Annotated in this window: 7 protein-coding genes; all 7 read left to right on the forward strand. The window is 60.1% G+C overall.

Features of this window, described 5'->3' with window-relative positions:
- Positions 1 to 290 precede the first annotated feature (290 nt).
- The 7 genes from ACLF6L_RS07185 (at position 291) to ACLF6L_RS07215 (ending at position 11,809) form a co-directional block, all read left to right on the forward strand.
- The gene (locus tag ACLF6L_RS07185; RefSeq protein ID WP_412852663.1) at positions 291 to 1,850 is read left to right on the forward strand and encodes an ATP-binding protein; all 1,560 of its coding nucleotides are present in this window, start codon (positions 291 to 293) and stop codon (positions 1,848 to 1,850) included.
- 547 nt (positions 1,851 to 2,397) lie between these two features.
- On the forward strand, positions 2,398 to 3,954 hold the full coding sequence (locus tag ACLF6L_RS07190; protein ID WP_412852664.1) for an ATP-binding protein: 1,557 nt from the start codon (positions 2,398 to 2,400) through the stop codon (positions 3,952 to 3,954).
- Between the two features lie 124 nt (positions 3,955 to 4,078).
- Complete coding sequence (locus ACLF6L_RS07195) at positions 4,079 to 5,080, forward strand: Rpn family recombination-promoting nuclease/putative transposase (RefSeq protein ID WP_412852665.1); 1,002 nt, start codon at positions 4,079 to 4,081, stop codon at positions 5,078 to 5,080.
- 326 nt (positions 5,081 to 5,406) lie between these two features.
- The gene (locus ACLF6L_RS07200; protein ID WP_412852666.1) at positions 5,407 to 6,963 is read left to right on the forward strand and encodes an ATP-binding protein; all 1,557 of its coding nucleotides are present in this window, start codon (positions 5,407 to 5,409) and stop codon (positions 6,961 to 6,963) included.
- Between the two features lie 292 nt (positions 6,964 to 7,255).
- Positions 7,256 to 8,812, forward strand: coding sequence for an ATP-binding protein (locus ACLF6L_RS07205; protein WP_412852667.1), 1,557 nt, complete (start codon positions 7,256 to 7,258; stop codon positions 8,810 to 8,812).
- 124 nt (positions 8,813 to 8,936) lie between these two features.
- Positions 8,937 to 9,926, forward strand: coding sequence for an Rpn family recombination-promoting nuclease/putative transposase (locus tag ACLF6L_RS07210; RefSeq protein WP_412852668.1), 990 nt, complete (start codon positions 8,937 to 8,939; stop codon positions 9,924 to 9,926).
- Positions 9,927 to 10,252: 326 nt separating this feature from the next.
- Positions 10,253 to 11,809 (forward strand): ATP-binding protein, encoded by a 1,557-nt coding sequence (locus ACLF6L_RS07215; RefSeq protein ID WP_412852669.1) that lies wholly within the window; start codon positions 10,253 to 10,255, stop codon positions 11,807 to 11,809.
- The last annotated feature ends 139 nt before the right edge of the window (positions 11,810 to 11,948 follow it).

The following is an 11,948-nucleotide window of genomic DNA, read 5'->3' on the forward strand; positions in this document are numbered from 1 at the left end:
CCATGTGACGGGGCTTTGTGTCGCGCGACCGGGCCAATCCCTGGAATCTTCCGTGAGCCTGAGAGTTCATCCGTGAGCGCCGATACATGGCGACGGGGTCAAAATCCCATACCTCCAGGATGGATACAACTGATTGGCGTCAAAAGTGCGAAATGGTTCATATTTTCTTTTGTCGTTATCCAGGGGAGGGGAACGCCTTTGGGTGCGCACCCGCGCTCACGACCAAAGGGTAGCTCAGGCTTCGTGGTATTCTGCCCCGACAGTGAACCTCCAGGAGCCGAGTTCCTTCCATGGCTACCCAGCTCAATCTCCCCATCGGCGTACAGGCGTTCGGCAAAATCCGCACCGGCGGGTTCTACTATGTGGATAAAACCCCTTACCTTCATCAGCTGATCGATGAAGGCAGCTATTACTTCCTCTCCCGCCCCCGCCGCTTCGGCAAGAGCCTGCTGCTGGACACCCTCAAGGAACTGTTCGAGGCCAACGAGCCCCTGTTCCGTGGCCTGTACATCCACGACCGCTGGGATTGGCAGACCCGTCATCCGGTCATTCGACTGAGTTTTGCCGATGGGGTCATGGGCAGTCGTCAGGCATTGGACCAGCACATTGAAGAGCTGTTGCGTGAACACTCGGAAAGGCTGGGTATTACCCTGAGCAATGAAAGTATTCAGGGGCGGTTCCGGGAATTAATCACTGGGACCCATCAGCAGCACGGGCAGCGAGTGGTGGTCCTGATCGACGAATACGACAAGCCCATCCTGGACAACATCACCGATGCCGATGTGGCTCGTGAACTGAGAGAGGGGCTGAAAAACCTGTATTCCGTCCTCAAGGACGCCGACCCCCATCTGAAATTCTGCCTGCTCACCGGTGTGTCCAAGTTCAGCAAGGTCAGTCTGTTCTCCGGACTGAACAACCTCCGTGACATCACCCTCTCCCGGGATTACGGCGCCATCTGCGGCTACACCGACGAGGACATCGATACCGTCTTTGCCCCCGAGTTACCGGGCCTGGACCGGGACCAGATCCGGCAGTGGTACAACGGCTATCGCTGGGGCGATGAGACAACGCCGGCGGTCTATAACCCGTTTGATGTGTTGCTGCTGTTCCAGAAACGGGAGTTCCGGCCCTACTGGTTTGAAAGTGCCACGCCCTCATTTCTGGTCAAGCTCTTGTCTGAGCGAGGCGTTTTCACCCCCCGTCTGGACCGTCTGCAGACCAAGGCCAGTCTGTTGGGCCGCTTCGACGTAGACGAGATTGCCACCGAGGCCCTGTTGTTCCAGACCGGCTATCTCACCGTGCACAAAGTGGAAGAACCCATCACCGGTTACTGGCTCTATACCCTGGGTTACCCCAACCGGGAAGTGGAGGCCAGCCTGAACGAATCCCTACTGCCGGCCCTGGGTCTGGAGGCCTCACGGGCGCAGGAGTCCCAGATGCAGGCGCTCATGGCCCTGCGCAATCATGACCTGCCGGCTCTGGAAACCCACTTCAAGGCCCTGTTTGCCGGCCTGCCCCACGACTGGTACCGCAACAACCCCATTGCCCAGTATGAAGGCCATTACGCCAGCGTGTTCTACAGCCACCTGGCCGCCCTGGGGCTGGCCATCACCGTGGAAGATGCCGGCAACACCGGCCGGGTGGACATGACGGTGGATTTCAATGGCCACATCTATCTGTTCGAGTTCAAGGTGGTGGAGCAGGTGCCGGAGGGCAGGGCGTTGCGGCAGCTCCAGGACAAGGGCTACGCCGACAAGTACCGGGGGCAGGGCAAGCCCATCCACCTCATCGGGGTGGAGTTCTCCAGGGAACAGCGCCAGATCATCGCTTTTGATGTGCTGAGCCTTTGATCCGACCGGGCCTGTGAATCGTGGCCGTGGGAGCGGGCCTGCCCGTGAAAACGGTGCGGAATACCGAACACGCCCTTTTCTTCACTTCCGCGCTCTTTCGTCACTCCCGCGAAAGCGGGAGTCCAGGGTCCTTCCCTCTGTTACCGGCTGATGGATTCCCGCTTGCGCGGGAATGACGCAGATTTATCCTGCATGGCAACGGACCTCGGCCACGGGTCAATTACACACAACGCACAAAGTAAAGCCCCGTCACTGTCCATGTGACGGGGCTTTGTGTCGCGCGGCCGGGCCAATCCCTGGAATCTTCCGTGAGCCTGAGAGTTCATCCGTGAGCGCCGATACATGGCGACGGGGTCAAAATCCCATACCTCCAAGATGGATACAACCGCTTGGCGTCAAAAATGAGAAATGGTTCATATTTTCTTTTGTCGTTATCCAGGGGAGGGGAACGCCTTTGGGTGCGCACCCGCACTCACGACCAAAGGGCAGCCCCGGCTTCGTGGTATTCTGCCCCGACAGTAAATCTCCAGGAGCCGAGTTTCATTCCATGGCGACCCAGCTCAATCTCCCCATCGGCGTACAGGCTTTCGCTAAAATCCGCACCGGTGGATTCTACTATGTGGATAAAACCCCCTACCTTCATCAGCTGATCGATGAAGGCAGCTATTACTTCCTCTCCCGCCCCCGCCGCTTCGGCAAGAGCCTGCTGCTGGACACCCTCAAGGAGCTGTTTGAGGCCAACGAGCCCCTGTTCCGTGGTCTGTACATCCACGACCGCTGGGATTGGCAGATCCACCATCCGGTCATCCGGATCAGTTTTGCCGATGGGGTGATGGTCAATCGGTCGGCACTGGATACCCGCATCCGGCACCTGCTGCAATCCAACCGGGAACGCCTGGGCATCGAACACAGCGGCGCCCAGGACATCGCTGGCGAATTTTCCGATCTGATCCGCATGACCCATCAGCAGCACGGCCAGCGGGTGGTGGTCCTGATCGACGAATACGACAAGCCCATCCTGGACAACATCACCGATGCCGATGTGGCTCGTGAACTGCGGGAGGGCCTGAAAAACCTGTATTCCGTCCTCAAGGACGCCGACCCCCATCTGAAATTCTGCCTGCTCACCGGTGTCTCCAAGTTCAGCAAGGTCAGTTTGTTCTCCGGACTGAACAACCTGCGTGACATCACCCTCTCCCGGGATTACGGCGCCATCTGCGGCTACACCGACGAGGACATCGATACCGTCTTTGCCCCCGAGTTACCGGGCCTGGATCGGGATCAGATCCGCCATTGGTACAACGGTTATCGCTGGGGGGATGAGCGGTTGCCCTCAGTCTACAACCCCTTTGACGTACTGTTGCTGTTCCAGGAGCGGGAGTTCCGGCCCTACTGGTTTGAGAGTGCCACGCCTACGTTCCTGGTCAAGCTCCTCGCCGAACGCGGTCTTTACACCCCGCGGCTGGACACCCTGGAAACGGAGGCCGCACTTCTGGGCCGCTTCGATGTGGACGAGATTGCCACCGAGGCTCTCTTGTTCCAGACCGGCTATCTCACCGTGCACAAGGTCGAGCAGCCCATGACCGGTTACTGGCTTTACACCCTGGGCTATCCCAACCGGGAAGTGGAGGCCAGTCTCAACCAGGCCTTGCTCCCGGCCTTGGGCATGCCCAGGGCGGCCCAGCAGCGCATCAGTCTGTTTCGCGCCCTGCAGGCCCACGACCTGCCGGCCCTGGAAACCCACTTCAAGGCCCTGTTTGCCGGCCTGCCCCACGACTGGTATCGCAACAACCCCATTGCCCAGTATGAAGGCCATTACGCCAGCGTATTCTACAGCCACCTGGCCGCCCTGGGGCTGGCCATCACCGTGGAAGACGCCGGCAACACCGGCCGGGTGGACATGACGGTGGATTTCAATGGCCACATCTACCTGTTCGAGTTCAAGGTAGTGGAGCAGGTGCCGGAGGGCAGGGCGCTGCGGCAGCTCCAGGACAAGGGCTATGCCGACAAGTATCGGGGGCAGGGCAAGCCCATTCACCTCATCGGCGTGGAGTTCTCCAGGGAACAGCGGCAGATCATCGCTTTTGATGTGCTGAGCCTGTAAAAGCGATCAACCGCCCTGGGCAATGGCTTCCACAATGAGGCGTGCCCAGGTCGTTGCAGGTGAGGAATTCTTCTGGCCAGCTGTTGTGGCACACTGGCGACCAGGTCTTCACCCAGGACAGCGCATGGTCAACCACCACGACACGGGCTACAAGGAACTGTTCAGCTATCCGGAACTGGTCCGGCAGCTGATGGAGGGATTTGCCCCGCCGGAGGTGTCGGCGATGATGGATTTCTCCACCCTGACGGACCACAGCGGCAACTACATCACGCCCCTGTTCAATGAAAAGTTTGAAGACAAGGTTTGGTCGGTGGAGGTGGACTGGGAGGGTGTCAGGCAGCGGGTATTTGTCTACCTGCTGCTGGAATTCCAGTCCACGGTGGATCATCGCCTGCCGATCCGGATGTTGCATTACGTGGCCTGCTTCTACGACCACCTGATCAAGACGAAGGTCACGACGGCCCGCAAGGGGATGCCGCCGATCTTCCCGGTGGTACTGTACAACGGCTCGAAGCGCTGGACGGCGAGGGAGGACATCTACCGAATGGTCCGGCCGGAACCGCCGATGTTCCTGCGGGTCTATCAGCCGCACCTGCGCTACTATCTGGTGAACGAATCGGCCTTCACCGAGGACGAGCTGGCGGCGCGGGACACCCCGCTGAGCGGGATTTTTGAGGTGGAGAAGGCGTCGAAGGACGTGGAGGCCCTGCAAGGTGCGGTGAAACGTCTGGCGGCCCGCATCCGGGCCCATCCGGAGAAGGCGCGACTGGACGAGGTGATCACCCGTTGGCTCAAGCGTCACCTCAAACGTCTGGGTGCCGAGGCGGAGCAGGCGCTGGAAGAGATCAACAGTTTGGTGGAGGACCATGCAATGCTGGCGGAAAATCTTCAGACATGGGCGGAAAAGGAGCGACAAAAGGGGCGACAGGAGGGCCGACAGGAGGGACGGCAGGAGGGACGGCAGGAGGGCGAGGAAATCGGCCTGCAGAAGGGGCTTCGAGAGGGTCGGCGCCTGGCGGCCATGAACCTGCTCAAGCTGGGTTTGTTGACCGACGAGCAGATTGCTCAGACCACGGGTCTGTCCCTGACCGAGGTGATTGCCTTGCGCTCGGGGCAGTCTCACTGAGACGGTGCGGGGTTTTCCCTCGTCGTTTTCCCTCTTCTCCCGGCGCATGCAGACTGCCGTCACTCCCGCGAAAGCGGGAGTCCAGGATCCATCAGCCCATTACCGGCCGATGGATTCCCGCTTGCGCTGGAATGACGCAGATTCATGGCGCGATTCTGATTTTTGCTGACCGGATTCTCCTGGGGCGGGACTGCCCCCATTCAGAGCTTATTGAATGGTAACGGCCTTGGCATGCGTTCGCGGCCAAGGGTTGCTACCACAAGGCCGGCCCCGGCTTCGTGATATTCTGCCCTGACAGTAAACCCTCCAGGAGCCGAGTTCCTTCCATGGCTACCCAGCTCAATCTCCCCATCGGAGTGCAATCCCTCGCCGAGATCATCAACGAGGGTTACTACTACGTGGACAAGACCCCCTGGCTGCATCGGCTGATCAAGGAAGGGAAGTATTACTTCCTCTCCCGGCCCCGCCGCTTCGGCAAGAGCCTGCTGCTGGACACCCTCAAGGAACTGTTTGAGGCCAACGAGCCCCTGTTCCGCGGCCTGTATATCCATGACCGCTGGGATTGGCAGACCCGTCATCCGGTCGTCCGGATCAGTTTTGCCGATGGGGTCATGCAGAGCCGAGACACCCTGGATGCCCGTATCCGGCACCTGCTGGCACTCAACCGAAAGCGCCTGAATATCGACCACAGCGGTGCGCCGGACATTGCGGGTGAGTTTTCCGATCTGATCCGCATGGCCCATCAGCAGCACGGGCAGCGGGTGGTGGTCCTGATCGACGAATACGACAAGCCCATCCTGGACAACATCACCGATGCCGACGTGGCCCGCGAACTGCGGGAGGGGCTGAAAAACCTCTATTCCGTCCTCAAGGACGCCGATCCCCATCTGAAATTCTGCCTGCTCACCGGTGTGTCCAAGTTCAGCAAGGTCAGTTTGTTCTCCGGACTGAACAACCTCAACGACATCACCCTGGACAAGCCCTTTGCGCCCATCTGCGGCTATACCGACGAGGACATCGATACCGTCTTTGCGCCGGAACTACCGGGCCTGGACCGGGAGCAGATCCGACAGTGGTACAACGGCTATCGTTGGGGAGATGAGACAACGCCGGCGGTCTATAACCCGTTCGATGTGTTGCTGCTGTTCCAGAAACGGGAATTCCGGCCCTACTGGTTCGAAAGTGCCACGCCCACCTTCCTGGTGAAGCTCCTCGCCGAACGCGGTCTTTACACCCCGCGGCTGGATACCCTGGAAACGGAGGCCGCACTTCTGGGCCGCTTCGACGTGGACGAGATTGCCACCGAGGCCCTGTTGTTCCAGACCGGCTATCTCACCGTGCACAAGGTGGAGCAGCCCATGACCGGTTACTGGCTCTACACCCTGGGCTATCCCAACCGGGAAGTGGAGGCCAGTCTCAACCAGGCCTTGCTCCCGGCCCTGGGCATGCCCAGGGCGGCCCAGCAGCGCATCAGTCTGTTTCGTGCCCTGCAGGCCCACGACCTGCCGGCCCTGGAAACCCACTTCAAGGCCCTGTTTGCCGGCCTGCCCCACGACTGGTATCGCAACAACCCCATTGCCCAGTATGAAGGCCATTACGCCAGCGTGTTCTACAGCCACCTGGCCGCCCTGGGGCTGACCATCACCGTGGAAGATGCCGGCAACACCGGTCGGGTGGACATGACGGTGGATTTCAATGGCCACATCTATCTGTTCGAGTTCAAGGTGGTGGAGCAGGTGCCGGAGGGCAGGGCGCTGCGGCAGCTCCAGGACAAGGGCTATGCCGACAAGTACCGGGGGCAGGGCAAGCCCATCCACCTCATCGGGGTGGAGTTTTCCAGGGAACAGCGGCGGATCATCGCCTTTGACGTGCTGAGCCTTTGATCCGGATACCGAACATGCCCTTTTCGTCACTCCCGCGAAAGCGGGAGTCAAGGGTCCTTCCCTCTGTTACCGGCCGATGGATTCCCGCTTGCGCGGGAATGACGCAGATTCATGGGCGATTCTGATTTTTGCTGACCGGATTCTCCTTGGGCGGGACTGCCCCCATTCAGAGCCTATTGAATGGTAACGGCCTTGGCATGCGTTCGCGGCCAAGGGTTGCTACCACAAAGCCGGCCCCGGCTTCATGATATTCTGCCCTGACAGTAAACCATCCAGGAGCCGAGTTCCTTCCATGGCTACCCAGCTCAATCTCCCCATCGGAGTGCAATCCCTCGCCGAGATCATCAACGAGGGTTACTACTACGTGGACAAGACCCCCTGGCTGCATCGGCTGATCAAGGAGGGGAAATACTACTTCCTCTCCCGCCCCCGCCGCTTCGGCAAGAGCCTGCTGCTGGACACCCTCAAGGAACTGTTTGAGGCCAACGAGCCCCTGTTCCGGGGCCTGTACATCCATGACCGCTGGGACTGGCAGACTCCTCATCCAGTCATTCGGCTGAGTTTTGCCGATGGGGTGATGGTCAATCGGTCGGCACTGGATACCCGCATCCGGCACCTGCTGCAATCCAACCGGGAACGCCTGGGCATCGAACACAGCGGCGCCCAGGACATCGCGGGCGAGTTTTCCGATCTGATCCGCATGACCCATCAGCAGCACGGCCAGCGGGTGGTGGTCCTGATCGACGAATACGACAAGCCCATCCTGGACAACATCACCGATGCCGACGTGGCTCGTGAACTGCGGGAAGGGCTGAAAAACCTGTATTCCGTCCTCAAGGACGCCGACCCCCATCTGAAATTCTGCCTGCTCACCGGTGTCTCCAAGTTCAGCAAGGTCAGTTTGTTCTCCGGACTGAACAACCTGCGTGACATCACCCTCTCCCGGGATTACGGCGCCATCTGCGGCTACACCGACGAGGACATCGATACCGTCTTTGCCCCCGAGTTACCGGGCCTGGATCGGGATCAGATCCGCCATTGGTACAACGGTTATCGCTGGGGGGATGAGCGGTTGCCCTCAGTCTACAACCCCTTTGACGTACTGTTGCTGTTCCAGGAGCGGGAGTTCCGGCCCTACTGGTTTGAGAGTGCCACGCCTACGTTCCTGGTCAAGCTCCTCGCCGAACGCGGTCTTTACACCCCGCGCCTGGACACCCTGGAAACGGAGGCCGCACTTCTGGGCCGCTTCGACGTGGACGAGATTGCCACCGAGGCTCTCTTGTTCCAGACCGGCTATCTCACCGTGCACAAGGTCGAGCAGCCCATGACCGGTTACTGGCTTTACACCCTGGGCTATCCCAACCGGGAAGTGGAGGCCAGTCTCAACCAGGCCTTGCTCCCGGCCCTGGGCATGCCCAGGGCGGCCCAGCAGCGCATCAGTCTGTTTCGCGCCCTGCAGGCCCATGACCTGTCGGCACTGGAAACCCACTTCAAGGCCCTGTTTGCCGGACTGCCCCACGACTGGTACCGCAACAACCCCATTGCCCAGTATGAAGGCCATTACGCCAGCGTATTCTACAGCCACCTGGCCGCCCTGGGCCTGGCCATCACCGTGGAAGATGCCGGCAACACCGGCCGGGTGGACATGACCGTGGATTTCAATGGCCACATCTATCTGTTCGAGTTCAAGGTGGTGGAGCAGGTGCCGGAGGGCAAGGCGCTGCGGCAGCTCCAGGACAAGGGCTACGCTGACAAGTACCGGGGGCAGGGCAAGCCCATCCACCTCATCGGCGTGGAGTTCTCCAGGGAACAGCGCCGGATCATCGCTTTTGATGTGCTGAGCCTGTAAAAGCGATCAACCGCCCTGGGCAATGGCTTCCACAATGAGGCGTGCCCAGGTCGTTGCAGGTGAGGAATTCTTCTGGCCAGCTGTTGTGGCACACTGGCGACCAGGTCTTCACCCAGGACAGCGCATGGTCAACCACCACGACACGGGCTACAAGGAACTGTTCAGCTATCCGGAACTGGTCCGGCAGCTGATGGAGGGATTTGCCCCGCCGGAGGTGTCGGCGATGATGGATTTCTCCACCCTGACGGACCACAGCGGCAACTACATCACGCCCCTGTTCAATGAAAAGTTTGAAGACAAGGTTTGGTCGGTGGAGGTGGACTGGGAGGGTGTCAGGCAGCGGGTATTTGTCTACCTGCTGCTGGAATTCCAGTCCACGGTGGATCATCGCCTGCCGATCCGGATGTTGCATTACGTGGCCTGCTTCTACGACCACCTGATCAAGACGAAGGTCACGACGGCCCGCAAGGGGATGCCGCCGATCTTCCCGGTGGTACTGTACAACGGCTCGAAGCGCTGGACGGCGAGGGAGGACATCTACCGAATGGTCCGGCCGGAACCGCCGATGTTCCTGCGGGTCTATCAGCCGCACCTGCGCTACTATCTGGTGAACGAATCGGCCTTCACCGAGGACGAGCTGGCGGCGCGGGACACCCCGCTGAGCGGGATTTTTGAGGTGGAGAAGGCGTCGAAGGACGTGGAGGCCCTGCAAGGTGCGGTGAAACGTCTGGCGGCCCGCATCCGGGCCCATCCGGAGAAGGCGCGACTGGACGAGGTGATCACCCGTTGGCTCAAGCGTCACCTCAAACGTCTGGGTGCCGAGGCGGAGCAGGCGCTGGAAGAGATCAACAGTTTGGTGGAGGACCATGCAATGCTGGCGGAAAATCTTCAGACATGGGCGGAAAAGGAGCGACAAAAGGGGCGACAGGAGGGCCGACAGGAGGGACGGCAGGAGGGCGAGGAAATCGGCCTGCAAAAGGGGCTTCGAGAGGGTCGGCGCCTGGCGGCCATGAACCTGCTCAAGCTGGGTTTGTTGACCGACGAGCAGATTGCTCAGACCACGGGTCTGTCCCTGACCGAGGTGATTGCCTTGCGCTCGGGGCAGTCTCACTGAGACGGTGCGGGGTTTTCCCTCGTCGTTTTCCCTCTTCTCCCGGCGCATGCAGACTGCCGTCACTCCCGCGAAAGCGGGAGTCCAGGATCCATCAGCCCATTACCGGCCGATGGATTCCCGCTTGCGCTGGAATGACGCAGATTCATGGCGCGATTCTGATTTTTGCTGACCGGATTCTCCTGGGGCGGGACTGCCCCCATTCAGAGCTTATTGAATGGTAACGGCCTTGGCATGCGTTCGCGGCCAAGGGTTGCTACCACAAGGCCGGCCCCGGCTTCGTGATATTCTGCCCTGACAGTAAACCCTCCAGGAGCCGAGTTCCTTCCATGGCTACCCAGCTCAATCTCCCCATCGGAGTGCAATCCCTCGCCGAGATCATCAACGAGGGTTACTACTACGTGGACAAGACCCCCTGGCTGCATCGGCTGATCAAGGAAGGGAAGTATTACTTCCTCTCCCGGCCCCGCCGCTTCGGCAAGAGCCTGCTGCTGGACACCCTCAAGGAACTGTTTGAGGCCAACGAGCCCCTGTTCCGCGGCCTGTATATCCATGACCGCTGGGATTGGCAGATCCGCCATCCGGTCGTCCGGATCAGTTTTGCCGATGGGGTCATGCAGAGCCGAGACACCCTGGATGCGCGCATCGAGGAAATGCTCTCCCAGCAGGCTGAAGCATTACAGGTCCGTCTGGAAAATCGCAGCATTGCCGGACGATTCGGTGAACTGATCCGTCGCGCCCATCAGCAGCACGGGCAGCGGGTAGTGGTCCTGATCGACGAATACGACAAGCCCATCCTGGACAACATCACCGATGCCGACGTGGCCCGCGAACTGAGGGAAGGACTGAAAAATCTGTATTCCGTCCTCAAGGACGCCGATCCCCATCTGAAATTCTGCCTGCTCACCGGGGTCTCCAAGTTCAGCAAGGTCAGTCTGTTCTCGGGGCTGAACAACCTCAACGACATCACCCTGGACAAGCCCTTTGCGCCCATCTGCGGCTACACCGACGAGGACATCGATACCGTCTTTGCGCCGGAACTACCGGGTCTGGACCGGGAGCAGATCCGACAGTGGTACAACGGCTATCGTTGGGGAGATGAGACAACGCCGGCGGTCTATAACCCGTTCGATGTGTTGCTGCTGTTCCAGAAACGGGAGTTCCGGCCCTACTGGTTCGAAAGTGCCACGCCCACCTTCCTGGTCAAGCTCCTCGCCGAACGCGGTCTTTACACCCCGCGGCTGGACACTCTGGAAACGGAGGCCGCACTTCTGGGCCGCTTCGACGTGGACGAGATTGCCACCGAGGCCCTGTTGTTCCAGACCGGCTATCTCACCGTGCACAAGGTGGAGCAGCCCATGACCGGTTACTGGCTTTACACCCTGGGCTATCCCAGCCGGGAAGTGGAGGCCAGTCTCAACCAGGCCTTGCTCCCGGCCTTGGGCATGCCCAGGGCGACCCAGCAACGCATCAGTCTGTTTCGCGCCCTGCAGGCCCACGACCTGCCGGCCCTGGAAACCCACTTCAAGGCCCTGTTTGCCGGCCTGCCCCACGACTGGTACCGCAACAACCCCATCGCCCAGTATGAAGGCCATTACGCCAGCGTATTCTACAGCCACCTGGCCGCCCTGGGGCTGGCCATCACCGTGGAAGACGCCGGCAACACCGGCCGGGTGGACATGACGGTGGATTTCAATGGCCACATCTATCTGTTCGAGTTCAAGGTGGTGGAGCAGGTGCCGGAGGGCAGGGCGCTGCGGCAGCTCCAGGACAAAGGCTATGCCGACAAGTATCGGGGGCAGGGCAAGCCCATTCACCTCATCGGCGTGGAATTCTCCAGGGAGCAGCGGCAGATTGTGGCATTTGATGTCGAAAATACGATGTGAACCTGATACTTAAGTATTTTACGCCCATTCGGCCATCGACTCCCGCCTGTGCGGGTGGTACATAGCATCTATTGTTATTTTACGAAGCGAAGCGCCTTGACCAGATGAAGCTCTGGTTTGAGCAGATCACATATTAAAG

The organism is Ectothiorhodospira shaposhnikovii (genome assembly GCF_047222355.1).
In the GTDB taxonomy this organism is placed as follows: domain Bacteria; phylum Pseudomonadota; class Gammaproteobacteria; order Ectothiorhodospirales; family Ectothiorhodospiraceae; genus Ectothiorhodospira.

What these genes read in the sequence shown, in the direction of transcription:
- ACLF6L_RS07190 (WP_412852664.1), top strand. Translation starts at nt 2,398, where the DNA reads ATGGCGACCCAGCTCAATCTCCCCATCGGCGTACAGGCTTTCGCTAAA.
- ACLF6L_RS07185 (WP_412852663.1), top strand. Translation starts at nt 291, where the DNA reads ATGGCTACCCAGCTCAATCTCCCCATCGGCGTACAGGCGTTCGGCAAA.
- ACLF6L_RS07200 (WP_412852666.1), top strand. Translation starts at nt 5,407, where the DNA reads ATGGCTACCCAGCTCAATCTCCCCATCGGAGTGCAATCCCTCGCCGAG.
- ACLF6L_RS07215 (WP_412852669.1), top strand. Translation starts at nt 10,253, where the DNA reads ATGGCTACCCAGCTCAATCTCCCCATCGGAGTGCAATCCCTCGCCGAG.
- ACLF6L_RS07205 (WP_412852667.1), top strand. Translation starts at nt 7,256, where the DNA reads ATGGCTACCCAGCTCAATCTCCCCATCGGAGTGCAATCCCTCGCCGAG.
- ACLF6L_RS07210 (WP_412852668.1), top strand. Translation starts at nt 8,937, where the DNA reads ATGGTCAACCACCACGACACGGGCTACAAGGAACTGTTCAGCTATCCG.
- ACLF6L_RS07195 (WP_412852665.1), top strand. Translation starts at nt 4,079, where the DNA reads ATGGTCAACCACCACGACACGGGCTACAAGGAACTGTTCAGCTATCCG.